This window comes from Arthrobacter sp. 754 (assembly GCF_040548695.1).
Taxonomy (GTDB): Bacteria; Actinomycetota; Actinomycetes; order Actinomycetales; family Micrococcaceae; genus Arthrobacter.
Window position 1 is genome coordinate 475,426 of record NZ_JBEPSC010000004.1, and the last position, 22,735, is coordinate 498,160.

Consider the following 22,735-nt stretch of genomic DNA (forward strand, 5'->3'; position numbering starts at 1 on the left):
AGAACGCAATGAAGCGCACAACCCTCGCCACGATCGCCCTGGCCGTAACCGCCGGGCTTGGCCTGACCGGATGCGGAGGCGCAGCCGGCCCGGCGGAACCCCAGAGCCAGGAAGGCAAGACCCGCCTCACCGTCTCCGTCTGGAACTACGAAGGAACCCCGGAGTTCAAGGCGCTGTTCGACAGCTACGAAGCGGCCAACCCCACCATTGACATCGAACCGGTGGACATCCTGGCCGACGACTACCCGCAGAAGGTCACCACCATGCTTGCCGGCGGCGACACCACCGATGTCCTGACCATGAAAAACGTCATCGACTACTCCCGGTATGCCAGCAACGGGCAACTCCAGGAGATTAACAGCGTGGTGGACTCCCTGGACAAGGACAACCTCGCCGGCCTGGACGCGTTCGACGTCGACGGCAAGTACTTCGCCGCCCCCTACCGCCAGGACTTCTGGCTGCTCTACTACAACAAGGACCTCTTCAAGGCGGCCGGGGTGGAGGATCCGTCCAGCCTGACCTGGGATGAGTACGCAGCCCTGGCCCAGAAGCTCACCACGAAGGGAGCTGACGGAAAGACCGTTTACGGCACCTACCACCACATCTGGCGTTCCGTGGTCCAGGCCATCTCCGCAGCGCAGAGCGACGGCAACCAGATCGGCGGCGATTACAGCTTCTTCGAAGACCAGTACAACACCGCCCTCGAGCTGCAGAAGACCGGCGCCACCTTGGACTTCGGCACTGCCAAGAGCCAGAAGACCAGCTACCGGACCATGTTTGAAACCGGCCAGGCCGCCATGATGCCCATGGGAACCTGGTACATCGCCGGCGTCCTGCAGGCCAAGAAGGACGCCAAGACCAACGTCAACTGGGGACTCGCTCCCATGCCGCAGAAATCCTCAGGCGGCAAGGTCACCACGTTCGGCTCCCCCACTGCCTTTGCGGTCAACAAGAACGCTGCGCACTCTGACGAAGCCAAGAAGTTCATCGAGTGGGCCGCGGGCGAAGAAGGCGCCAAGGCAATCTCCAAGATCGGCGTCGTGCCGGCCCTGCAGAACGATTCCGTCACCGAGGCGTACTTCAAGCTTGACGGCCTGCCCACCGACGAACTGTCCAAGAAGGCCTTCACGCCCGATACCACCGTCCTCGAAATGCCGGTCAGCGACAAGTCCGCAGCAACGGACAAGATCCTCAACCAGGAACACGATCTGATCATGGTGGGCGAGCGCTCCGTAGCTGACGGCATCACGGAAATGGACAAGCGGGTCAAGAGCGAAGTCCTGGGCCAGTGACCACGGAAACACTCCCGGCGGCCCCGGCCGGACAAAGCAGGGGCGTAGGACACAGCAGGGGAAACCGGAAGCAGGCCCGGCGCAACACGCTGATCGGCTGGACCTTCATCCTCCCGAACTTCCTGGGCTTCCTGGCCTTCACGCTCATTCCGGTGATCGCAGCCTTCGCCCTCTCGTTTATGGAGTGGACCTCCTTCAGCGCACCGCGGTGGGTTGGCCTTGCGAACTTCCAGCGCATGGTGCAGAGCGATACCTTCTGGGTGGCCCTGCGCAACACCGTCCTGTACGCCGTCGGCCACGTGCCGCTGACCATGGCACTGGCACTGGTACTGGCGTTGCTCCTGAACCGCAAGCTCAAGGGCATCGGCTTCTTCCGGGTGGCCATCTTCTTCCCGTACATCACCTCCCTGGTGGCTGTCGCCGTCGTCTGGAACATGCTCTTCAGCCCGGACAGCGGCCCCATCAACCAGTTCCTGAACGCCGTCGGCATCGCTGAAACCCCGGGCTGGACCTCCAGCTCGGACTGGGCCATGCCGGCGGTGATCATCACCAGTGTGTGGCGGGACATGGGCTACTACATGATCCTGTACTTAGCCGGCCTCCAGGCCATCCCGTCCGAACTCTACGAAGCAGCCGAAGTGGACGGTGCCAGCCCGTGGCAGCGGTTCTGGAATGTCACCCTGCCGTCGCTGCGGCCCACCACTTTCTTCGTGGTGGTCATGCTGACGGTATCCAGCTTCAAGGTCTTTGACCTGATTGTGGTCATGACCAACGGCGGTCCGGGACGCGCCACCACGGTGCTTTCGCAGCTCATCTACCAGGAAGGCATCGGCGAAGGGAAGTTCGGCTATTCCTCGGCTATCTCCCTGGTGCTGTTCCTGATCGTCCTGACGGTCACCGTCCTGCAATTCAAGATCCAACAGCGGAGGGAACGCTGATGACCAACATGGCCGAAGACCTCAGGACAGAGGCAACCCTCCGGGCGCCCGCCGCACAGGCTGCACCCCCGGCACCGCGCGGGCGTTCGCCCCGCGAACGGAAGGCACGGGCCACCGACGCCGTGATCTACGGCGTCCTGGCGGTGCTGGTGCTGGCGCTCCTGATCCCGTTCATCTGGATGGTCTCCTCCTCGCTGAAGGAGAACAACCAGGTACTCACCGTCCCCATCCAGTGGATTCCGACGGAGTTCGTCTGGAGCAACTACACCGACATCTGGACCCGCATCCCGATGATGGGCTACCTGCAGAACTCGCTGTACCTTGCGGTGATCATCACGTGTTTGCAGGTCCTCACCGGATCCCTGGCGGCGTACGGTTTCGCCAAGGTCCGCTTCCCGGGCCGGGACGTGCTGTTCCTTGCCTACATCGGCACCATCGCCGTGCCGTGGCAGGCCTACATGGTGCCGCAGTACATCATGATGCAGCAGCTGGGGCTCACCAACAGCTTCAACGCCCTCATCCTGCTTCAGGCGTTCGGTGCGTTCGGTGTGTTCCTGATGCGCCAGTACTACATGACCATCCCCGATGAGCTGTGTGAGGCTGCGCGCATCGACGGCCTTAGCGAATACGGCATCTGGGCGCGCGTGATCCTGCCCCTGTCCAAGCCCGCCCTCGCCAGCCTGGCCCTGCTGACGTTCGTCAACACCTGGAACGACTACATGGGTCCGTTCATCTACCTGACGTCCAACCGCCTCTGGACTGTCCAGCTTGGCCTGCGCTCCTTCGTGGGCCAGTTCGACGCCGAATACGCCATGATCATGACGGGCTCGGTCATCTCGGTGATCCCCATCCTGATCATCTTCCTGATCGGCCAGCGCTACTTCATCCAGGGCATCGCCACGAGCGGCATGAAAGGATGACCGCCCTGCCCCAGCACACAACCCTGCAGAGGCGCCGCCGGTGGGCCGGTCCGGGGTTCGAGGCGTTCGGCAGCATCTTCGCCTTCGTCTACACCTTCCTGGCCGGGAACGTGATCCTCGCGCTGGCCAACGCCCCGCTGGTTTTCTGCCTCGCCCTCGTGGCCGATCCCGTGGCATCGTGGCCGTTCTTCCTGGCGCTTTCGGTGACAGTACCGCCCTCGCTGGGCGGGCTGTTCGCCGCCTTCCAGTCAATGAACGACGACGGCGGCGCGGTCAGGCCGTTTGCCTCCTTCCTCCGCGGCTATGGGCGCAGTTTCAGACGCACCGCGCCGCTGGGGCTGGCGACCGTCGCGCTGCTGCTGTTCCTTGGGGTGGACCTCGTGGCAGTCCAGTCGATGCCGGCGGCGGCGGTGCTTGTCCCCGTCATCGTTCTGGCAGCGGCAGCAACGGTGAGCGTGGCTGTACTGGTGATTGCCGGCGTCGTACTTCTTCCTAACGCCAGGCTCAAAAGCCTGGCCAAGGCGTCCCTCTACCTGTGCGTTCAGCGCTGGTACCTGAGCCTGGCCATGCTGGTCCTGCTCGGCATCATCGCCTCTGCGGCGCTGCTCCAGCCGGTGCTGGGCGTGGCCCTGGCGCCCGCGCCGCTGCTGTTTGTGGTCTGGAGTAATGCGTCCTTCGCTTTCCACACCGTGCTGCCGGCGGACTGAGCCCTTCTGCATCAGCTCCCCACTCCTGCCTCTGCTCCCAAGGAACCCATGGATACCTTTGCCATCGGCGATCACGATTTCCTGCTGAACGACGAGCCCTTCCGGATCCTCTCCGGCGCCATACACTACTTCCGGGTCCACCCGGATCTGTGGGGGGACCGGATCCACAAGGCCCGGCTTATGGGGCTGAACACCATAGAGACCTACGTGCCGTGGAACGAGCACTCCCCCACGCCGGGGACGTTTTTGACCGAAGGCCGGCTGGACCTGGGCCGGTTCCTGGACCTGGTGGAAGCCGAGGGGATGCGGGCCATCGTGCGGCCCGGGCCCTACATCTGCGCCGAATGGGACAACGGCGGACTCCCGGCATGGCTGTTCAGCGATCCCACCGTGGGCGTCCGCAGCAGCGAACCGGGCTACCTCGCCGCCGTCGGAGCCTATTTCGATGCGCTGCTACCCGTAGTGGTGGAACGGCAGGTCACTCATGGCGGACCGGTCATCCTGCTGCAGCTCGAAAACGAGTACGGGGCCTTTGGCAGTGACAAGGCCTACCTGCAGCATCTGGTGGACCTGGCGAAACGGCACGGGGTGGACGTCCCGCTGTTCACCTGCGACCAGCCGTCCGGCACCATGATCGAGGACGGTTCGCTGCCCGGGCTGCACAAAACCGGCACCTTCGGCTCCCGTTCTGTTGAACGCCTGGCCATCCTGCGTGAACGGCAACCCACCGGACCGCTGATGTGCGCCGAGTTCTGGAACGGCTGGTTCGACAACTGGGGCACCCACCACCACACCACGGACGCCGCAGCTTCTGCGGCAGAGCTGGACGCTTTGCTAGCCGCGGGAGCGTCGGTGAACATCTACATGTTCCACGGCGGCACAAACTTCGGCTTCACCAACGGTGCCAACGATAAAGGCATCTACGAACCCACCATCACCTCCTATGACTACGACGCACCGCTCAGCGAGGACGGGCACCCCACGGAGAAGTACTTCGCGTTCCGGGACGTGATTGCCAGGCATTTTCCGGTTCCGTCAGAGGTGCCTGCAGCGCGGCCGGCGGGGCCACGGTCTGATGTGACGGTGAGCTCGAGTGTCCCGCTCCTCAGCGTGGTGGACACGCTGGGTACGCCTCGTGTGTTTGCCGGAGCCGTGCCGGGCGCCGAGGCCAGCGGGCAATACCGTGGTTTTTGCCTCTATGAACGGCGCCTTGACCACGGCGGCGTCCTGAGCTTTGAGGAGGTCCGCGACCGGGCGCAGTTCTTCCTGGACGGGTTCCCACTCGGCACACTCAGCCGGGAACTCGGCGAGCACGCCATCGTCATCCCGCGGCCCGGGCTCTTGCAGGTCCTTGTGGAAGACCAGGGGCGGGTGAATTACGGGCCGCGGATCGGCGAACCCAAGGGACTGATCGGGCCGGCTGTCCTGAATGGCGAAGAGGTGAAGGACTGGCAGCTCCGGGCCTTGGACCTGGAAGGCCTTGGCTCAAATCCACTGCTGCTGGCTGCGGCGCTGGGGTTACCGGGATCCGGCGGGGTTGCCGGGCCGTCGCTGTCCTTCGCCACGTTCGACGCGGACGGACCGGAGGACCGCTACCTCCGGCTCGACGGTTGGACAAAGGGTAACGCCTACGTTAACGGCTTCAACCTGGGCCGCTACTGGAGCCGCGGACCGCAGCGCACCCTGTATGTGCCAGGGCCGCTGATCCGGAAGGGCAGCAATGACCTGGCGATCCTGGAGCTTCAGGGCAGCACCACCCGCTGCGTCCGTTTTGTGTCCGGGCCCGATCTTGGGCCGGATGGGAAGTAGCTGGCACCTGCCCTCCGGATTACTACAGTCCGCCCCTAACCGGGGCGGCGCGGAAGCAGCCGCTACGGCAGGAGGCTGCGCAGCACGTGGGCGGCGCCGTCGTCGTACACGGAAGCGGTGACCTCATTGGCCACCGCGATCACTTCCTCAGGCGCCTGGCCCATGGCCACGCCGCGCCCGGCCCAGCCGAGCATCTCGATGTCGTTCCGGCCGTCGCCGATGGCCACCGTGAGGTGCTGCCCGATGTCGAGCCGCACACGGAGGTGCTCCAGGGCACTGGCCTTGGTGACGCCTGCTGCGGCGATGTCCAACCATGCGGTCCAGCCCACGGAATACGTGACGCCGGCAAGGCCGATCTCGCTGATGGTTGCGGAAAATTCTTCCGGAGTGTTTTCGGTGCTGAACACCACAAGGCGGACGGCGGTGGAATCCAGGAGGGTCTGGAAATCGACCCCGATGGCCTCCACTCCGAAGCTGGCGTCCTGGAAACGCTCGGTGGACAGGAAGTTGCCGTCCTCGTCCTCCAGCGCATACTTCGCCGTAGGGAGCTTGGACCGGAGCGCGCGGAGGGCAGGGGCGGGATCGAACGTAGCCTTGTGGATCACTTCGTAGCCGTCGGAGAGGGCCGGGTCCAGCCGGAGCGTCACGCCACCGTTGCAGCAGACCGCGTACCCGGTGCCGATGCCGATCTGCTCAATGATGGGCAGCGTGGCGTTCAGGGACCGGCCGGTGGCGATCATGACCTCATGCCCCGCGGCAACGACAGCCTGGGCCGCCTCGCGGACGCCGGGAGACATATGGCCGTCGTGGTTTACCAAGGTGCCGTCCACGTCGAGCGCGATCATAAAGCGGTCAGAGTTGTTTTCGGTTGTGCTTCGCTGGTCTTCGTTGCCAGCGACTGAGGTTTCAGTCAGTGTTGTCATGCATACAGTGAAGCAGATGGCCCCGGACGCCGCCTAGGACGCGGGCCACACACCCGGTGAACAGCCGGTAAATACTCACAGGTTATCCCCGTTGTGAGTGTTAACCTCCGGCTCACGGGCCCGCCGCTCCAACCACAACGCGGGGTCACTTTTCGTCCGATAATCGGGATTTATCGGGCGAAAAGTGACCCCGCGTTGGAGTAGGCGGACGGGCCGCGGGTTTTAGAGGACCGGCAGGACTTCCAGGCCGCCGAGGTACTTCTGCAGCGCGGCCGGGACGTTGACCGAGCCGTCGGCGTTCTGGTGGTGCTCCAGGATGGCTACGATCCAGCGGGTGGTGGCCAGTGTGCCGTTCAGGGTGGCCACCGCACGGGTGCCCTTGGCCACGCCTTCGGGGTTGATCACACGCTCCCGGATGTTCAGGCGGCGGGCCTGGAAGGTGGTGCAGTTGGAGGTGGACGTCAGCTCACGGTAGGCGCCCTGTGTGGGGACCCAGGCTTCGCAGTCGAATTTGCGGGCCGCGGACATCCCGAGGTCGCCGGCAGCAGTGTCGATCACGCGGTAAGGCAGCTCGCACTTGGCCAGCATCTCCTCTTCCCAGGCCAGGAGCCGCGCGTGCTCGGCTGCCGCTTCCTCCACTGTGGTGTAGATGAACATCTCCACCTTGTTGAACTGGTGGACCCGGATGATCCCGCGGGTGTCCTTGCCGTGCGAGCCGGCTTCGCGGCGGTAACAGGAGCTTTGCCCGGCGAAGCGGATGGGGCCGGAGGTGAGGTCCAGGATCTCGTCAGCGTGGTAGCCGGCCAAGGCCACCTCGGAGGTTCCCACGAGGTAAAGGTCGTCCTCGGCGAGACGGTAGATCTCGGCGTCGTGCTTCACGTCAAACCCGGTGCCCTGCATGATCTCGGGGCGCACCAGCGTGGGGGTGATCATCGGAACAAAGCCCGCGTCCACGGCCTGTTCCATGGCCATCTGCAGAAGCGCCATCTCCAGCCGGGCGCCGACGCCGCGCAGGAAGTAGAACCGCGAGCCTGAAACCTTGGCGCCGCGCTCCATGTCGATCGCGCCGATCAGCTCGCCGATCTCCAGGTGGTCGCGCGGTTCAAAGTCCGGGAATTCGCGGGGCGTGCCGACGGTCTTGACCACAACGTAGTCGTCCTCGCCGCCTTCGGGGACGCCGTCCTCAATGAGGTTGGGGATGGTGCGGAGCAGTTCGTCCTGCTTGGCCTGGACGGCGTCGGCCTCGGCCGATGCAGCTTTGACGGTGTTGGCCAGTTCTTTGACCTCGGCCAGGAGTGCCTTCTTCTCGTCGCCCTTGGCCTGCGCCACCTTCTTGCCGAAGACGTTCTGCTCGGCGCGAAGGTTCTCAAACCGGATCAGGGCGGCACGCCGGGCGGCGTCCGCGGCAATGATTGCGTCCACCACTGATTCGTCCGCACCGCGGGCGCGCTGGCTGGCACGGAACTTGTCCGGGTTTTCGCTGAGTTCTTTTACGTCGATCACCAGACAAGAGTATCCAAATCCGGCCGGAGCCGGGCTCCGGCACGGACCGGGAACGGGGGCCGTGGACGCCGGGATACTGTTGGAGCACCATGAACGACTGGCTTCTCTACCTCCTGAGCGCGGCAGCACTGGCTTTCGCCGTCTCCAGCTGGTGGGGCGTGCGGCGGCTCAAAGCCCTTCACATCCGCAGCGCCGTGGGGGAAGATGCGCACGCAGCGGGCCTAGCACACCAGCGGGTGGCGGTGATCCTCAACCCGATCAAGGCCCGCGCCTCGGATGCGAAGGAAGCCATCCAGCGCGCATGCCTGGCCGCCGGCTGGGATGATCCCCTCTTCCTGGAGACTACCGCCGAGGACCCCGGATACTCCCAGGCGCGGTCGGCACTGGACTACAAGGCCGACGTCGTAGTCGTGGGCGGCGGCGACGGTACGGTCCGTGCGGTGGCAGAGATCCTCGCCCACACCGATGTGGCAATGGGCATCATCCCGCTGGGCACCGGAAACCTGCTGGCCCGGAACGTGGACCTGGACGTCTACGACCTGCACGCCAATGTGCAGACGGCGCTTTTCGGCCAACAGCGCTACATCGACACGGCGCGGATGGCGATCGAAAACTCACGTACCGGGCACTCGTCAGAACACGCCTTCCTGGTCATCGCAGGCATCGGCATGGACGCCGAAATCCTCGCCGACACCAACGACGGCCTCAAGAAAGCCGTAGGTTGGCTCGCCTACACGGAGGCGGGGATGCGGCACCTGCCAGGCAGGCGGAAAAAAGTGTCCGTCTCCCTGGACGGCAATCCCGAGCAGATCCGGAACATCCGAAGCGTCCTGTTCGCCAACTGCGGGCTGATCCCGGGCGGCATCGACTTCATCCCCGAAGCCATGATCGACGACGGCATGCTGGACGTGGTGGTCATGAGCCCCCGGAGCGCCGTCGGCTGGCTGGCCATGTACGCCAAGATCATCTTCAAACACAAGGGCAACCTGCCCATCATGACCGTGTACCGCGCCGGCAAGATCGTCATCAAGTGTCCGGAACCGATGCCCACCCAGGTGGACGGCGACACCACCGGGGAAGCGACCAAACTCACGGTCCACGTGGAACCGCGGTCCCTGCTGATCAGGGTCAAGGGCCAGCCGGGCTGAGGGTCCTCAGTACGGGGTCATGTGGCGCTCAGGCGCTGGCCTTCTTTGCAGCTCCGGTCTCGGCGGCGGCCTTTGCGGCGGCACGTGCCTCTGACTGCTCACGGATCATGGCCTGCTCTTCCTCAAAGCGCAGGCGGTCAGCGCGGTCAGCGTCGTCGCCATCCCAGTCCTGGTTATCGGCGGTGGGCTTGGGGTTCACGATCATGCCCTGACCATCGTTCTCTGTGCTGCTGGTATTCATGACCCGCTCCCTTCGTTAGGGGCCATCCCCCAAGTGGATCAAGTAAGCATACGCACAGTAGTTGCCCCGGGGAAGTACCTTCCGCGGCATTTGCCTACGCTGTGGGCGAAGCACCGGAAACGGTTTCAGGCCCTGCGGGTTTCTGCTGCAGGATTGCAGCGACCCACGCGTGCGCGGCGCGGAACGCCTCGTCGGAAGTGTGCGGCGCCACTACAGCGCTCTGCGCGTCGGCCCGGCCATAGGAGCCCAGGAAACGTGTGGCGGGACTGATCCGGTGCAGCCCTGCCAGGGCGTCGGCAACCCGCGCATCGGCGACGTGCCCGTCAGCATCGATGCTGAAGAAGTAGTGGCCGAGATACTGTCCGGTGGGCCTGGATTCGATCCGGCTCAAGTTCACTCCGCGGGTGGCAAACTGGTCAAGGATTTCCATCAGGGCGCCCGGGCGGTCCTCCGGGAGCGGTACCACCACGGTGGTCTTATCGGCACCCGTCCGCTCCGGCAGGAGGCCCGGCCGGCTGACGAGGATGAACCGCGTCACCGCGCCCGGATTGTCCCCAATGTTCTCCGCAAGGACAGACAGGCCCGGCTGCTCCTCGGCCACAATGCGCGCACAGATCGCTGCGTCGTAGTGGGCGTCCTCCTCCAACAGCCCCAGAGCTGCGGCTGCGGTGGACGAACCGGGAACGTATTCCGCCCCGGGAATGTTTGCATCAACCCACAGCCGGCATTGCGCCCAGGCGTGGCCGTGAGTGGAAATTCGGCGGATGTCGGAGACCGGCACCCCGGGGCGTGCCACCAGCACAAAGCTGATGGGGACGAGGACCTCGCGGATGATCCGCAGCTCCTGCCCGCTGGCGATGGCGTCAAGCGTGGCAGTCACGCCGCCTTCCACCGAATTCTCGATGGGAACCATCGCGGCATCCACGGAGCCGTCGCGTACTTTATCCAGCGCTGCATTGACATTGGAAGCCGGGATTCGGGTGGCCCCCGCGGCGCCGGGGACCTGCATCAGCGCCGCCTCGGTAAAGGTGCCTTCGGGACCCAGGAAAGTGTACGTAGCGGGTGACGCCGGCATGAAGTATTCCCTCGGGGTGATGGACGCTGGTTCAAACTGTGGGAGTTGAGCTTGCCTAGAGGATCAGGGGCTTGAGTCCGTTGTCCGACACCAGCGGTTTACCCGATTCGAGCCACTGGTCCATTCCGCCAGCGACGTTGATGGCCGCATAGCCCTGGCCCGTCAGCCATTGTGCGGCGCGGAAGGACCGCCCGCCGGTCCGGCAGATGACGTACAGATCCTCGTCCGGGTCCAATTCCTCCAACCGCGCGGGCAGCTGGTCCAGCGGGATGTGGATGGCACCATCAGCATGCCCGGCCACCCACTCATAGTCTTCGCGCACGTCCAGGATGGCGGCGTCCTCGGGAACATCGTTGACTGGCACGGTATCGAAATCGCTCACAGGAGTCCTCCTTCGGAACATCATGGTCTGGTCCCAGCCTAGCGCCAGCCTCGTGCCCCGTCCGCTGCACGTCCCGCAGGTTACGCTTCTAGATGACTCCAAGGAGGAGGCGCCGTGCCCGTTGTTCCGCCCACCGCTGCCGGGACCGAGATCCATGAACTCCCGGCCCTCGCTCTCCGGCATGCGCTGCGCACCGGAGAGGTCTCCTCGCAGGACGCCACCGCCCACTTCCTTGCCCGCATCAATGAACGGAACCCGCTGCTGGGGGCGTTTGTCACGGTGACGGCCGAACAGGCGTTGGCAGACGCCGCAGCGGCCGACGCCCGCTACTCCCGCGCCCGGAAGGTTTTCGGAACGGGCTCCCATAACGGCACGCCAGGTGGTAACCGGGATTCCCTGCCCCTCCTCCACGGCATGCCACTGGCCTTCAAGGACCTGACCGACGTTGCCGGTGTGGTGACGACGCACGGCAGCGCAGCCCTGGAGCACAAGCCGGCCCTGATGGACGGGGCGCTGGTCACCCAACTCAAAGCCGCCGGCGTCGTCTCACTGGGCAAAACACAGGTTCCGGAATTCGGACTGACTGCCTACAGCGAAAACCTGATCGCCCCGCCGTCGCGCAATCCGCACGCACCGAGCCGGAGTTCCGGCGGCTCCTCAGGCGGCAGCGCTGCGGCGGTTGCCGCAGGCCTGCTGCCTTTCGCACCGGGGTCCGACGGCGGCGGTTCGGTCCGCATTCCCGCTGCTGCCTGTGGCCTGGTAGGTCTCAAGCCCGGGAGGAGAGTGGTGCCGTCGGGCGAGAGCTCGGGAGACCCCGGCCGCCTGGTGGTGACTGGCCCCCTCGCCAGGACTGCAGCCGATGCGGCACTGATGATGGATGCGCTGGCCCCCGCCACCGGTAGCGGCTACCTCGACACCGTGGAACAGGGGCCCCGCCGGCTGCGGATCGGCCTGACCCTGGACAGCCCGTGGTCCGCCATCTTCCCGTTCACGCCCGAGCCCGAAGCGCTGGCCGGGCTGGAGGCGGGCCGCGGGATGCTCGAACATGCCGGGCACATTGTTGCCGAGGCCGCGATCCGCTATGACAACCGCTACCCGGACGCCTTCACCACGGTGTGGACCGCCGCCGTCGGCACGGCCCGCATCAGTCCGCACCGCGAAGCGCTCCTGACCCCGCTCACCCGCACCTTCCGGCGCCGGGCCCAACAGCGCAGCGCCGCCAAGCTCAACGAATCCCTGGCATTCCTCCGACAGTTCGAGCGCGACACCATCACCCAGTACGGGCAGTGGGATCTCATGCTGATGCCGGCTCTCGCGCAGACCCCGCGGCCCGTTGGCTGGTTCACCGGTGCCACCCACGGCGACGGCCGCTGGCCGGCCACGGAGTGGGCGCACGACGCCGACGGCGACTACCGGCGGCAATGCGAGTTCGCGCCGTGGTCGTCCATGGTGAACGTCTGCGGCCTGCCGGCCATCACTATCCCTGTCTATTGGACCGGTGGGCTGCCCGGCCACGGCCTTCCGATGGGGATCCAACTCGTGGGGCCGGCGGGCTCTGAAGCACTCCTGCTCCAGGTGGCAGCCCAGCTCGGTTTCTGAGCCCTGGCCACTAGCGGGGTTCCCGGTTTCAGGGTGTCGACTCCGGGGCAGATCCGGAGGAGGATTAAGAGCGCAGTCACTATGAGGAGGTTTGTGATGTGCTATTCATCCATGGAGGACTACGGGTGGCGGGCCAGGAAGGACGCCAAACCGAAATCCGAACCGCGCCAGGAAACACCGCCGGACCGTCAGGAGCCGCACTACACGGCTCAGGACTTCAGTTTCTGGGCCTTCCCGCGTCGCCGGAAGACCCATGAAGCGCAGGAGCCGGCTGCTGAGCGCACACACGAGAAGGTCTGACCTCTCCGGTCCCACCCTCCCGACGAAAGGCCCCGGACAGGGGCCTTTCCGCTGCCGGCACTGCACCTCCCCATCCGCCCGGTCCACCGGCACGAAAGCCCCGTCACGAAAGCCCCGTCATAAAAGCAGAGGCCAGATGCGTGAACCGTTCGTACACCAGGCGTCGCTCGTCATGGATGCTGAAGGCGATCCTGGGGCGCCCGGAGCTGCCATCACTGCGGAGCTTTGCGGCAGCTGGGAGCACTCGCCGCCCTGTCCCCTGGCGCCGCATCACACGAGCCATGAGCGGAAGGGCGACCAGCTGAGGCTCAGGGTGGTCTTCGCGGCCGAGCCGGAAGCCGAACACGAGGTCCGCCGTCGGATCGTGAAAGCCCTGGCAGCCGGCGGCCTTACCGGCCCCGATGGAGTGAGAACCAGCTGGTCCCTGCAGCAGAGCGCAGCCGGCTCGTTGAGCCAAAGTGAGCGCGAACGGGCGGTGCGGATCGCCGCACGGTAGACGTCGCGGACAGGGCGGCCTGGCAGGATTCGGGTAACGTGCGCCAGCCCACCTGAATCTGCCGGATCGACGTGGCGTCCTGCCGGATCGATCAGGCGCCGGCCCGGCCGGGGCTCAGTACCCGTAGCTTGTGCTGTACGCCGTCAACCCGAGGATGAGGAACAGCCAGAGCGCTCCATAGCCAAGCAGGCAGAGATACCCGAGGACCAGCCCCGTGATGGACAGGCCCTTGCCCGTCGGTTCGCGGCGAAGGGCAAGGTGGCCGGTGATGATCGCAGCGATCTGCGGGATCAAGAGCCAGCCAAGGATCACCGAGGCGATGCCGCAGACCATGCTGGCAATACTCAGGCCCTTGGGTTCGGCCTGCATGCCGTAGTACCCGGGCTGGCCGTATGGACCGGGCTGGCTGTAGGGGCTGGGTTGCCCATAGGCGGCGGAGGGCTGACCGTACCCACCCGCGCCTTGGCCGTAGGGGCTGGACGGCTGGGCGTAAGGCGCTCCGTACTGCCCGCCGGGCTGGTTATGGGGATCGCCGTAACGGCCCGCGCCGTATTTGTTCTGGTCGTAGAGAGGCGGGGCGGGGATGTCCGGACCCTGCGGCGGCACAAAGCGCGGCGGCTCGTACCCCGATGGCGAATCGCCCGTCCCCTGGGCACCGGAACCCTGGGCGCCGGAACCCTGCGCGCTGGAACCCTGCGCGCTGGAACCGTCAGAATCAGGGCGCGGCGTTGGCTGGTCACTCATGGTTTCCCCCTCGGAAGTCTTGCTATTCAGCTTACCGCCGCTGCCATTTCCTGGCCCTGCCGTCCCCCTGAATTGCCCCGCCCTGCGGACCGGCGCTTTACCGTCCCCAGTAGGGAAGGACGTACACCGCGAAAACCACGAAGGCGGCAAGGAACATGAGGTGCGTCACGCTGGTCGCCTGCTGCTGGGCCCTGGACTTCCTGCCGGCACCGGTGCCGCCACGGCCGTTGCCGGTGCGGCCTGTACCCGGGCCACGGCCGACGCCGGGTGCGGTGGTCCGCGGGCCCGGCCGGCTTGGCGTTAGCGCCCCCGTCGGACTCCCCGGAGGCTGGGCCACCACGGGCGGGCCGGCCGGTTTGGCTGTCAACGCCTTCACGGCCGGGCTTTCCGCTGCAGGTTCCTGGGTGAGTTGCTGGCCGAGGTGGGCGTACAGCCCCAGGACGGTCTGGTTGTCCAGCACCGCGGGCAGCGCCAGGACGGTATCCACAACGCGGTCGGCACCGGCCACGGCGACGTCGGAGCTGGTGATGCCGAACAGGTCGGGTTGCCCCGCGAGACAGATCAGAGGGCGGACAAACCGCCGGTGCGGCGGCGACAGGACGGAGGCGACGGCGGCGCACTGCGCCAAGGCGCCTTCCACCGACTGTGTCCTGGCAAACCGGCCCTGCCAGAGGACCCCGGAGGCGACGCTGACCTCGCCGGTCCAGTTCTTGGCGTCCACCACCACTACACCGCCGGGCCCCACCAGCACGTGGTCGAGGTTCGCATTGGGCCGGCCTGGCCAATGTACGTCGTGCAGCAGGAACCAGCCGTGCGGGAGGAGCCTGCCCAGCCTGTCCGCCACGATCCGTTCGCCAACAGCACCCTCGTCCCACGACTTGGTGGCACGCTCTGCCTGGTCGAGCTGGCGCTTGAGGCGCTGCACTCTTTCCGCGGCCAGCCTTGCCTGTTCGGCCGCGCCGTCCCCTGCCCCCATGGCCGCCTCCTTACTGTCCCGGCGGCTGCTTGCTGCCGCGTACGACGCGGCGCCACTGCCGCCGTCGCGCTTTGACGTTCCTGACTTTTTCCGAACGTAACAGCGCCGGCTGGGCCGGTATATAGGTACTTTTGGGGCCGGTACTCAGGTTTCATTACCTGTTTCGTGACATTCCGCGTCACAGGGGCCGGATTCTGGACAGGTCGTTTTGCCCCCGGCCTGCGTCTGGCATGCTGGTCCCATGGCTAGCCGCGCGGGCACAGTTGCCCAACCCCAGGACCTTGTTGACATCACTGCGCTCCTCGACGCGTACTACGACATCACGCCGGATCTTGGTGATCCCGGCCAGCGCGTGGCGTTCGGCACCTCCGGGCACCGCGGTTCCAGCCTCAAGGCGTCGTTCAACGAAAAACATATCGTCGCCATCACGCAGGCAATCGTGGAATACCGGGCGGGGCAGGGAATCACCGGCCCCCTTTTCCTGGCCAAGGACACCCACGCCCTCAGTGAGCCGGCGCAGAATTCCGCCCTCGAAGTGCTGGCCGCCAACAGCGTGCAGGTGCTGGTGGACGCCCGCCACGGCTACACCCCCACCCCTGCCCTGAGCCACGCCATCCTGACCTACAACAACAACCGCGCCGCCGGCGCCCCGGAAGCGGACGGCATCGTCGTCACTCCCAGCCACAACCCGCCGGCCGACGGCGGCTTCAAGTACAACCCCCCGCACGGCGGCCCCGCAGACTCCGACGCCACGGGCTGGATCGCCAACCGCGCCAATGAGCTGCTTGAAAACGGCCTCCGCGGCGTCAAGCGCATTCCGCTCGCCGACGCCCTGGCCGCGGACAGCACCGGCAAGTTTGACTTCCTGAGCAGCTACGTCGACGACCTGCCGTCGGTGCTGAACCTGGACGCCATCCGCGACGCCGGTGTCCGCATCGGCGCCGACCCCATGGGCGGTGCCGCCGTGGATTACTGGGGCGAGATCGGCGAGCGCCACCACCTGAACCTCACCGTGGTGAACCCCACCGTGGACCCGCAGTGGGCGTTCATGACCCTGGACTGGGACGAGAAGATCCGGATGGACTGCTCCTCGCCGGCCGCGATGGCCTCGCTGATCAAGCGGATGTCCGACGGCGGCAGTTCAGCCGCGTTCGACGTCGCCACCGGCAATGATGCCGACGCCGACCGCCATGGCATCGTCACCCCCGACGGCGGCCTGATGAACCCGAACCACTACCTGGCCGTCGCCATCGACTACCTCTACCGCAACCGCAGCGGCTGGAACCCCAACTCGGTGGTGGGCAAGACCCTGGTGTCCTCCTCGATCATCGACCGCGTGGCCGAAAGCCTGGGCCGCAAGCTGGTGGAGGTTCCCGTTGGCTTCAAGTGGTTTGTGCCGGGGCTGCTGTCCGGCGAAGGCGCGTTCGGCGGCGAGGAATCAGCCGGCGCTTCCTTCAACAAGCTGGACGGCAGCGTGTGGACCACTGATAAGGACGGCATCCTGCTGGCGCTGCTGGCCTCGGAGATCACCGCGGTCACCGGCAAGTCCCCGTCACAGCTGTACAAGGGCCTGACCGATCAGTTCGGCGCGCCCGTCTACGCGCGCATTGATGCCGCGGCCACGCGGGAGCAGAAGGCGGCACTCGGCAAGCTGTCGCCGTCGGACGTCACCGCCACCGAACTGGCAGGCGAGACGATTCTCGCGAAGCTGACCGAGGCGCCGGGCAACGGCGCGCCGATCGGCGGGCTCAAGGTAGTCACCGAGAACGCCTGGTTCGCAGCCCGCCCGTCCGGCACTGAGGATGTCTACAAGATCTACGCCGAGTCCTTCAAGGGCGAGGAGCACCTCAAGCAGGTCCAGGCCGAGGCCAAGGCGCTGGTGGACGGCGTCATCGCCTAGCAGTAAACCAGGGCAGCAGTACACCCGGAAAGCAGTACACCCGGAAAGCAGTACACCCAGTCCTGCCATACCGGACGCTCTGGCACTTACTGCAACAAAAACAGCAACGCACTGTCACTCTCCTCAAGAGAGTGACAGTGCGTTGCTGTTAAACGTGCAGTAAGTGCCAGAGGGTCAGACGGTGCGGACGACGTCCTCGTAGGCGAACTTGGGCTTTGCCGCACCCCAGGCGCCTTCACCGGGCTGGCCGATGTTGACCACGAGGAAGCTCTTCTGGTCCCCGGCCGGGAAGAAGGCTGCGTCGATGGCGCTGAAGTCGGCTCCGGTCATGGGGCCTGCCGAGAGTCCAAGGGACCGGACGGCGATGATGAAGTAGCCGGCCTGCAGGTGCGCGTTGTTGTTGCCGGTGGCTGCAGCCAGGTCCGGGGCGGCGTCGTACATGGCCTTCGGCGCGTTGTACTCGGGCAGGAAGGTGTCCCACTGCTCGGCCCAGGCGGTGTCGTAGCTGAGCACGGCAACCAAGGGAGCGGAAGCGGTCTTGGCCTTGTTCCCGTTGGACAGTGCGTCGACGAGCTTGGCGCGGGCCTCGTCCGAGCGGACATAGGTGACGCGAAGCGGCTGGGAGTTGAAAGCTGTGGGGCCGAACTTGGTGAGCTCGTAGATGGCACGGGCCTGGTCCTCGGTTACCTCGCCTGTGAAGGAGTTGGCGGTGCGGGCTTCGGCAAAGATGGCGTCGACCGCGGCCGGGTCGATAACTGCTTCTTCGTGGGCAATAGTCATGGCTTACCTTTCGCTGGGCCCGCTCATCGGGATGATGGGCCGGCGGTCTGCTTTCTATGGTTGCAACTTCAAGTGATCGTGTCTTCTTCCCGTGACGGCACGTGACGTTCCCCACGCCGTGCCCGCGCGGTATTGTTGCACCGGAAGATCCTCGCCCGTTGCGGCAACCCCCTTGAAAGGCCCCCGTCCATGAGCATGCTCGGAATGAAATGGAAGCTCCACGGCAACGGCAAGTCGATCAAGCCGGGCCATGTGGTCGCCCCTGACGAGCGGCTGGCCTGGCCGCTGACAATCGGGGTGGGCATGCAGCACGTGGTGGCCATGTTCGGCGCCACCTTCCTGGTTCCCATCATCACCGGGATGCCGCCGGCCACCACACTGTTCTTCTCGGGCATCGGCACACTTCTCTTCCTGGTGATCACCAAGGGCCGCGTACCGAGCTATCTTGGCTCCAGTTTCGCGTTCATCGCCCCCATCATGGCGTCCCAGCAGCAGTTCGGCGTTCCCGGAGCGCTCGGCGGCGTGGTGCTTGCCGGCGTCGCACTGGCGCTCATCGGTGCGATCGTGCAGAAGTTCGGTGCGGAATGGATCAACCGGCTGATGCCGCCCATCGTCACCGGCGCAATCGTGGCGCTGATCGGGCTGAACCTCGCCCCCGCCGCGAAGCAGAATTTCGACGCCGCCCCTGTCACCGCCGTGATAACACTCGCCACCATCATCCTGGTCAGCGTGCTGTTCCGCGGCATTGTCGGCCGGTTGAGCATCCTGGTGGGCGTGGTGGTGGGATACCTCGTGGCGATGCTGCGCGGCGAGGTGAGCTACGAAAAGATGGACGCCGCCGCTTGGGTCGGCCTGCCGTACTTCCAGACCCCCGAATTCCATGTGGGCGTGCTTGGCCTGTTCATCCCCGTGGTGCTGGTCCTGGTGGCTGAGAACATCGGACACGTGAAGTCTGTTGCAGCCATGACCGGCCAGAACCTCGACGGCGTCTCCGGCCGCGCGCTGATGGCCGACGGCGCTGCAACCGTGCTGGCAGGCATTGGCGGCGGCTCCGGCACCACCACCTACGCGGAAAACATCGGCGTCATGGCTGCCACGAAGGTGTATTCGACGGCGGCGTACTGGGTGGCCGGCGTCTTCGCCATTGTGCTGAGCTTCTCGCCGAAGTTCGGCGAACTGATTGCCACCGTCCCCCCGGGCGTCCTGGGCGGTGCCGCCACCATGTTGTACGGAATGATCGGTGTTCTGGGCGTCAAGATCTGGGTGCAGAACAAGGTGAACTTCTCCAACCCGGTCAACCTGACCACCGCCGCCGTCGCACTGATCATCGGCATTGCCGACTACACCTGGACCGTCGGCGAGCTTAAGTTCACCGGCATCGCCCTCGGCTCCATCGCCGCACTGGTCATCTACCACGGTATGAAAGCCATCGCCAAAGCCCGGGGTTCGGTAGCGGAGCCGGAAACCGAGGTGTCCGGCCTGCCCCCGGCGGCAAGGGCCGCCAATGCAGCAGCGAAGCGGGCACCGAAGAAACGCTAAGCAGTCAGGTTCCTTTCACGCTGCTCCGGTTACCGCTCAGGCGGCATGACCTCCGCTGAGTTGCTGTGCTGACGGGCTGCCAATGCCAAAAACGGGCCGCGGCTGGGGCCGCTTGGGCACCAGCAGGCCGTCATCCTCGCCATGCAGCTTTAGTTGCCGGAGGGCCCACGGGACCAGGTATTCGCGGGCCCAGGTGAGGTCCTCTGAGCGGGCCTGCCGCCAACTACGCGGCGCCATCTGCTTGGGCTGCAGAGGCACCAGTGTGTTCGGGACGCCCAGGGCCTTCAGCACGGCCGCCGCAATGGTGTGATGCCCCAGCGGCGAAAAGTGCAGCCGGTCCGGATCCCACATCCCGGGATCCGAGAGTTCGCGCAGGAACCACAGGTCAACCATCACCGCATCGTGGCGGGCGGCCACCGTATGCAGGTTCTCGTTGAAGATGGCCACCTTCCCGCGGATCTGGCTGAAAACCGGCGTCGCTCCCCAGTCGGGACCGGCGAAAAGGACCACCGTGGCCCCGGACCGGACCAACTGTTCCACCCCGACGTCGATCTTCTCCGCCAGCCGGTCAGGGTCGCTGCGCCGGAAGACCATGTCATTGCCTCCCGCTGAGAGAGTGACCAGATCAGGCTTCAGGGCGAGGGCCGGCCCAAGCTGCTCATCGAAGATTTGCCGTACCAACCGCCCCCGGACGGCCAGGTTGGCGTAAGCAAAATCAGGCTGGTTGGCACTCAACTCTTCCGCCACGCGGTCGGCCCAGCCACGCAAACCGCCCTCGCTGCGGGGCTCGGGATCGCCCACTCCCTCCGTGAAGGAATCCCCCAGCGCTACCAACCTGCGCCACGGGTGGGGTGCAGGATCCGCTGGGTTTTCCTGAGGTACCCGGTTTTCCTTCCAGGCGTTCATGGCGTACTCCCTGTTTTGCGGGGTCCCCGGTTGAGGGCCGGTGATTCAACTGCGATGAGTCCACGAAAATCAGTTTCAGGCTGGCCACGCGTGCCCGCGTCCTGTGTGGAGGCGGCCACTATGTTCATGGCGGCCTCGCGAAGCCCCTGTTGGCTATGCCTCGCCACGGTCCGGAGATATTGCAGGGCCACCTCGTGACCCAGCCCGTAATCGGCCATCAGCGTGCTGACTGCCAGGTCCATCAGCACCATGGAGCTTTCGGCTACAGCCCGTTCCGCGCTGGCTTCGGCCCGCTCGGCAACGCGGAGAACCACCCTAAGGGCCCTGGCCACCTCCCGCGCGTACGCACGGGTTTTGATGATGTCTTCGCTCGTGAATGCATGCGGAGTCGATGCATAGAGATTTATCGCGGCACTGGATCCTGCCGTGGCAACAATGGGCATGGAAAGCAGGGATCTGACGCCGTGCCCGGCTGCAGCACTGGCATAGCCCGGCCACCGCCGATCGCGGGCCACGTCAGCCAAATGAACGAAGTCCCCCGAACGAATGGCCTCCAGCACGGGTCCGTCCCCGAACGAGTGCTGCTCCTGGTCTGCGGCGAGTGCCAGGGCGCTGCCTGCCGCTACGGTGTGTGCTGCCCCATGCCGGAAAAACGTGGCGGCCCAGCTGATGCCCCGGTGCTCGCCGTCTATGCCCCGCATGAACTCGTGGGTTACCTCAGCAAGGAAAACCTCGACATCCTTGCTGTCGAACACCACATCCTGGGGATCGGGAAGCGATTCCCAGGCCGGCTCTGCCGGAGTTTCCGCGGCCATGATCCACGCCTTGGTTCGGAACGTGGCCCACTGCAAAACCTCTTCCTAGGATACGTCCGTATCAGGCTGAATGGGTGAAAGTTGGTCGGGCGGCAAACAAAGGGGCGCCGCCCGGAACGAAGCCGGACGGCACCCCTTTCACCGCCGCGGACCACTGGCAGGTCCGCGGCACTCACCGGTCAGCCGGCGTCAAAGCTTTCGTCGTCGTCGTCGCTGGGTGACTTCTCCTTGGGGAGGTCATTGCCGCTGCCGTCCGGCAGCCCGGAGGCCTCCTGGCCGGGTTCGGACGAGAAGGGCTCCGAGCCCTGCGAGTCCGCGTTCGATTCATCGATTTCGGCCTCTGCGGAAGGCACATCGGCGTCACGCGGAACCGGCGGCTCCCCCGATTCAAACCCCGGATCGTTGGTGTCGGCCTCGGCATGATGCTGCTCATCAGTGCCGCCGAACCGGCCCGCCCCGGGCTCACCGGCGCTGTCCTTGTCCTCCTCACCGAAGTGGCTCAGGTTCGGAGTGCCGGTGGCGAATGTTTCACCGGCAGGGCTGTCCTGATTCAGGCCGGCGGCGTCAAAGTCCTCTTCGTCGCGGGGCTGGGCGAACTGCTTGGAGTCCGCACCGGCCGACTCCTGCTCGGCTGTCGGGGTGCCGTAGCCACCTGCTTCCTCTTCCGGCGCGGTGGGCTGATTGTCCTGACTCATGGTTCCTCCTGTAGTGGATATGGATGAATCTGACCTTGCAAATCTCGTGACCCTGCTAAAGACCCTTGCCGCCGGTGACAGGCAGCACGGCCCCCGAAATGTACGATCCCTGATCCGAGGCCAACAGCACATAGGCGGCGGCGAGTTCGGCGGGCTGGCCGGCTCGCTGCAATGGCGTGTCCTGCCCGAACGTGGGCAGCTTGTCCGGCCATTCCGTGGCCGGGATCAGCGGAGTCCAGATGGGGCCGGGCGCTACCGCGTTGACGCGGATACCCTTGGGTCCCAGTTCCTGGGCGAGTGCCTTGGTGAAGGCCACTTGGGCCGCCTTGGTCATGGCGTAATCGATCAGTTCGGGTGACGGGTTGAACGCCTGGATGGAGGCGGTAGTGATGATCGACGATCCGGCAGCCAAGTGCGGAACCGCGGCCCGCGCCGTCCAGAGAAGCGAGTAGAGGTTGGTCTTGAAGACGCGGTCGAATTCCTCTGTCGGCAGGGACTCGAAGCTGTCCCGGTTCTTCTGGTAGGCCGCGTTCAGCACCACCACATCCAGCCGGCCAAACTCAGCCACCGCATCTGCCACGATGCTGGTGCTGAACTCCTCTTCGCGTCCGTCCCCGGGGAGGAGCAGCGCCCGCTGGCCGGCTTTGCGGATCCAGTCAGCCGTGTCCCGGGCGTCCTCTTCCTCTTCGGGAAGGTAGGAAATTGCGACGTCGGCTCCTTCGCGTGCAAACGCGATGGCGGCCGCCTTGCCGATCCCCGAATCCCCGCCCGTAATCAGGGCGGACTTTCCCTGCAGCTGTCCGTGGCCCTCGTAACTGAGCTCACCATGGTCAGGCTTGGGGTCCATTGGCGCCGTGAGGCCCGGCTGTTGCTGTTCCTGCTCAGGGAACGGGCCGGAGTGGTAGCCGCCCCGCGGGTCTGTGGGCTGGTCCGTCTGCTTCTCGGTGTCGCTCATAGTCCGCCTGTTCGCTGTCGGTTGTCGAGGCCAGCCCCGGAGTGTTCCGGCCCTTCGAAACTATCCCGCTGGACGGAGCAAGTCCACCGCCA

Annotated in this window: 23 protein-coding genes; 11 read left to right on the top strand and 12 right to left on the bottom strand. The window is 65.6% G+C overall.

Annotated elements, in window-relative coordinates; translation table 11 throughout:
• The first annotated feature begins 8 nt into the window (after positions 1 to 8).
• The 5 genes from ABIA70_RS14380 to ABIA70_RS14400 are packed head-to-tail and all read left to right on the top strand — an operon-like array spanning position 9 to position 5,666.
• A complete protein-coding gene (locus ABIA70_RS14380; RefSeq protein WP_354148224.1) occupies positions 9 to 1,292 on the top strand; it encodes an ABC transporter substrate-binding protein in 1,284 nt (427 codons plus the stop codon).
• On the top strand, positions 1,289 to 2,230 hold the full coding sequence (locus ABIA70_RS14385) for a carbohydrate ABC transporter permease (RefSeq protein ID WP_354148225.1): 942 nt from the start codon (positions 1,289 to 1,291) through the stop codon (positions 2,228 to 2,230). The genes ABIA70_RS14380 and ABIA70_RS14385 overlap by 4 nt, the downstream gene beginning before the upstream one ends.
• Positions 2,230 to 3,150 (top strand): carbohydrate ABC transporter permease, encoded by a 921-nt coding sequence (locus tag ABIA70_RS14390; protein ID WP_354148226.1) that lies wholly within the window; start codon positions 2,230 to 2,232, stop codon positions 3,148 to 3,150. The genes ABIA70_RS14385 and ABIA70_RS14390 overlap by 1 nt, the downstream gene beginning before the upstream one ends.
• Positions 3,147 to 3,857 (top strand): hypothetical protein, encoded by a 711-nt coding sequence (locus ABIA70_RS14395; RefSeq protein ID WP_354148227.1) that lies wholly within the window; start codon positions 3,147 to 3,149, stop codon positions 3,855 to 3,857. The genes ABIA70_RS14390 and ABIA70_RS14395 overlap by 4 nt, the downstream gene beginning before the upstream one ends.
• A gap of 48 nt (positions 3,858 to 3,905) precedes the next feature.
• Complete coding sequence (locus ABIA70_RS14400) at positions 3,906 to 5,666, top strand: glycoside hydrolase family 35 protein (RefSeq protein ID WP_354148228.1); 1,761 nt, start codon at positions 3,906 to 3,908, stop codon at positions 5,664 to 5,666.
• Positions 5,667 to 5,728: 62 nt separating this feature from the next.
• Here the strand turns inward: ABIA70_RS14400 and ABIA70_RS14405 are convergent, their stop codons facing one another.
• Positions 5,729 to 6,589, bottom strand: coding sequence for an HAD family hydrolase (locus ABIA70_RS14405; protein ID WP_354148229.1), 861 nt, complete (start codon positions 6,587 to 6,589; stop codon positions 5,729 to 5,731).
• A gap of 222 nt (positions 6,590 to 6,811) precedes the next feature.
• Positions 6,812 to 8,092, bottom strand: coding sequence for a serine--tRNA ligase (gene serS, locus ABIA70_RS14410; RefSeq protein ID WP_354148230.1), 1,281 nt, complete (start codon positions 8,090 to 8,092; stop codon positions 6,812 to 6,814).
• Between the two features lie 89 nt (positions 8,093 to 8,181).
• Between serS and ABIA70_RS14415 the strand changes: the two genes are divergently transcribed.
• Positions 8,182 to 9,240, top strand: a complete 1,059-nt coding sequence (locus ABIA70_RS14415) for a diacylglycerol/lipid kinase family protein (protein ID WP_354148231.1) — start codon at positions 8,182 to 8,184, stop codon at positions 9,238 to 9,240.
• A 28-nt stretch (positions 9,241 to 9,268) separates the two neighbouring features.
• On the opposite strand, the gene ABIA70_RS14420 is transcribed toward ABIA70_RS14415, so the two are convergent.
• The 3 genes from ABIA70_RS14420 to ABIA70_RS14430 all read right to left on the bottom strand — a co-directional run bounded on the left by ABIA70_RS14420 (position 9,269) and on the right by ABIA70_RS14430 (position 10,938).
• Positions 9,269 to 9,481 (bottom strand): hypothetical protein, encoded by a 213-nt coding sequence (locus ABIA70_RS14420; RefSeq protein ID WP_354148232.1) that lies wholly within the window; start codon positions 9,479 to 9,481, stop codon positions 9,269 to 9,271.
• A gap of 94 nt (positions 9,482 to 9,575) precedes the next feature.
• Positions 9,576 to 10,556: a prephenate dehydratase gene (gene pheA / locus ABIA70_RS14425; RefSeq protein ID WP_354148233.1), complete on the bottom strand. Its 981-nt coding sequence runs from the start codon at positions 10,554 to 10,556 to the stop codon at positions 9,576 to 9,578.
• Positions 10,557 to 10,611: 55 nt separating this feature from the next.
• Complete coding sequence (locus ABIA70_RS14430; protein ID WP_354148234.1) at positions 10,612 to 10,938, bottom strand: rhodanese-like domain-containing protein; 327 nt, start codon at positions 10,936 to 10,938, stop codon at positions 10,612 to 10,614.
• A gap of 114 nt (positions 10,939 to 11,052) precedes the next feature.
• On the opposite strand from ABIA70_RS14430, the gene ABIA70_RS14435 reads away from it, so the two are divergent.
• From ABIA70_RS14435 to ABIA70_RS14445, 3 genes are all read left to right on the top strand, one after another.
• Positions 11,053 to 12,537, top strand: a complete 1,485-nt coding sequence (locus ABIA70_RS14435; RefSeq protein WP_354148235.1) for an amidase — start codon at positions 11,053 to 11,055, stop codon at positions 12,535 to 12,537.
• A gap of 96 nt (positions 12,538 to 12,633) precedes the next feature.
• On the top strand, positions 12,634 to 12,837 hold the full coding sequence (locus tag ABIA70_RS14440; RefSeq protein ID WP_354148236.1) for a hypothetical protein: 204 nt from the start codon (positions 12,634 to 12,636) through the stop codon (positions 12,835 to 12,837).
• A 136-nt stretch (positions 12,838 to 12,973) separates the two neighbouring features.
• On the top strand, positions 12,974 to 13,333 hold the full coding sequence (locus ABIA70_RS14445) for a hypothetical protein (protein ID WP_354148237.1): 360 nt from the start codon (positions 12,974 to 12,976) through the stop codon (positions 13,331 to 13,333).
• Positions 13,334 to 13,447: 114 nt separating this feature from the next.
• On the opposite strand, the gene ABIA70_RS14450 is transcribed toward ABIA70_RS14445, so the two are convergent.
• Positions 13,448 to 14,077 carry a DUF4190 domain-containing protein gene (locus ABIA70_RS14450; RefSeq protein ID WP_354148238.1) on the bottom strand — a complete coding sequence of 210 codons (630 nt, stop codon included), beginning with the start codon at positions 14,075 to 14,077 and terminating at the stop codon, positions 13,448 to 13,450.
• Positions 14,078 to 14,174: 97 nt separating this feature from the next.
• Entirely contained in the window at positions 14,175 to 15,053 is an 879-nt protein-coding gene (locus tag ABIA70_RS14455) for a nuclease-related domain-containing protein (protein ID WP_354148239.1), read from the bottom strand.
• Positions 15,054 to 15,294: 241 nt separating this feature from the next.
• On the opposite strand from ABIA70_RS14455, the gene pgm reads away from it, so the two are divergent.
• The gene (gene pgm / locus ABIA70_RS14460; protein WP_354148240.1) at positions 15,295 to 16,953 is read left to right on the top strand and encodes a phosphoglucomutase (alpha-D-glucose-1,6-bisphosphate-dependent); all 1,659 of its coding nucleotides are present in this window, start codon (positions 15,295 to 15,297) and stop codon (positions 16,951 to 16,953) included.
• 174 nt (positions 16,954 to 17,127) lie between these two features.
• Here the strand turns inward: pgm and ABIA70_RS14465 are convergent, their stop codons facing one another.
• On the bottom strand, positions 17,128 to 17,733 hold the full coding sequence (locus ABIA70_RS14465) for a malonic semialdehyde reductase (RefSeq protein WP_354148241.1): 606 nt from the start codon (positions 17,731 to 17,733) through the stop codon (positions 17,128 to 17,130).
• A 189-nt stretch (positions 17,734 to 17,922) separates the two neighbouring features.
• On the opposite strand from ABIA70_RS14465, the gene ABIA70_RS14470 reads away from it, so the two are divergent.
• Positions 17,923 to 19,272 (top strand): uracil-xanthine permease family protein, encoded by a 1,350-nt coding sequence (locus ABIA70_RS14470; protein WP_354148242.1) that lies wholly within the window; start codon positions 17,923 to 17,925, stop codon positions 19,270 to 19,272.
• A gap of 36 nt (positions 19,273 to 19,308) precedes the next feature.
• Here ABIA70_RS14470 and ABIA70_RS14475 read toward each other — a convergent pair whose 3' ends face one another.
• From ABIA70_RS14475 to ABIA70_RS14490, 4 genes are all read right to left on the bottom strand, one after another.
• Entirely contained in the window at positions 19,309 to 20,178 is an 870-nt protein-coding gene (locus ABIA70_RS14475; protein ID WP_354148243.1) for an SGNH/GDSL hydrolase family protein, read from the bottom strand.
• Positions 20,175 to 20,993 (bottom strand): GAF domain-containing protein, encoded by an 819-nt coding sequence (locus tag ABIA70_RS14480; protein ID WP_354148244.1) that lies wholly within the window; start codon positions 20,991 to 20,993, stop codon positions 20,175 to 20,177. The genes ABIA70_RS14475 and ABIA70_RS14480 overlap by 4 nt, the downstream gene beginning before the upstream one ends.
• 179 nt (positions 20,994 to 21,172) lie before the next feature.
• Positions 21,173 to 21,688 carry a hypothetical protein gene (locus ABIA70_RS14485; RefSeq protein WP_354148245.1) on the bottom strand — a complete coding sequence of 172 codons (516 nt, stop codon included), beginning with the start codon at positions 21,686 to 21,688 and terminating at the stop codon, positions 21,173 to 21,175.
• 55 nt (positions 21,689 to 21,743) lie between these two features.
• Positions 21,744 to 22,643: an SDR family oxidoreductase gene (locus ABIA70_RS14490; RefSeq protein WP_354148246.1), complete on the bottom strand. Its 900-nt coding sequence runs from the start codon at positions 22,641 to 22,643 to the stop codon at positions 21,744 to 21,746.
• Positions 22,644 to 22,735 lie beyond the last annotated feature (92 nt).

Coding starts and splice junctions, on each gene's coding strand:
- ABIA70_RS14380 (WP_354148224.1), top strand. CDS start 9: ATGAAGCGCACAACCCTCGCCACGATCGCCCTGGCCGTAACCGCCGGG.
- ABIA70_RS14390 (WP_354148226.1), top strand. CDS start 2,230: ATGACCAACATGGCCGAAGACCTCAGGACAGAGGCAACCCTCCGGGCG.
- ABIA70_RS14395 (WP_354148227.1), top strand. CDS start 3,147: ATGACCGCCCTGCCCCAGCACACAACCCTGCAGAGGCGCCGCCGGTGG.
- ABIA70_RS14400 (WP_354148228.1), top strand. CDS start 3,906: ATGGATACCTTTGCCATCGGCGATCACGATTTCCTGCTGAACGACGAG.
- ABIA70_RS14405 (WP_354148229.1), bottom strand. CDS start 6,589: ATGACAACACTGACTGAAACCTCAGTCGCTGGCAACGAAGACCAGCGA.
- ABIA70_RS14415 (WP_354148231.1), top strand. CDS start 8,182: ATGAACGACTGGCTTCTCTACCTCCTGAGCGCGGCAGCACTGGCTTTC.
- ABIA70_RS14420 (WP_354148232.1), bottom strand. CDS start 9,481: ATGAATACCAGCAGCACAGAGAACGATGGTCAGGGCATGATCGTGAAC.
- pheA (WP_354148233.1), bottom strand. CDS start 10,556: ATGCCGGCGTCACCCGCTACGTACACTTTCCTGGGTCCCGAAGGCACC.
- ABIA70_RS14440 (WP_354148236.1), top strand. CDS start 12,634: ATGTGCTATTCATCCATGGAGGACTACGGGTGGCGGGCCAGGAAGGAC.
- ABIA70_RS14445 (WP_354148237.1), top strand. CDS start 12,974: ATGCGTGAACCGTTCGTACACCAGGCGTCGCTCGTCATGGATGCTGAA.
- ABIA70_RS14450 (WP_354148238.1), bottom strand. CDS start 14,077: ATGAGTGACCAGCCAACGCCGCGCCCTGATTCTGACGGTTCCAGCGCG.
- ABIA70_RS14455 (WP_354148239.1), bottom strand. CDS start 15,053: ATGGGGGCAGGGGACGGCGCGGCCGAACAGGCAAGGCTGGCCGCGGAA.
- pgm (WP_354148240.1), top strand. CDS start 15,295: ATGGCTAGCCGCGCGGGCACAGTTGCCCAACCCCAGGACCTTGTTGAC.
- ABIA70_RS14465 (WP_354148241.1), bottom strand. CDS start 17,733: ATGACTATTGCCCACGAAGAAGCAGTTATCGACCCGGCCGCGGTCGAC.
- ABIA70_RS14470 (WP_354148242.1), top strand. CDS start 17,923: ATGAGCATGCTCGGAATGAAATGGAAGCTCCACGGCAACGGCAAGTCG.
- ABIA70_RS14475 (WP_354148243.1), bottom strand. CDS start 20,178: ATGAACGCCTGGAAGGAAAACCGGGTACCTCAGGAAAACCCAGCGGAT.
- ABIA70_RS14480 (WP_354148244.1), bottom strand. CDS start 20,993: ATGGCCGCGGAAACTCCGGCAGAGCCGGCCTGGGAATCGCTTCCCGAT.
- ABIA70_RS14485 (WP_354148245.1), bottom strand. CDS start 21,688: ATGAGTCAGGACAATCAGCCCACCGCGCCGGAAGAGGAAGCAGGTGGC.
- ABIA70_RS14490 (WP_354148246.1), bottom strand. CDS start 22,643: ATGAGCGACACCGAGAAGCAGACGGACCAGCCCACAGACCCGCGGGGC.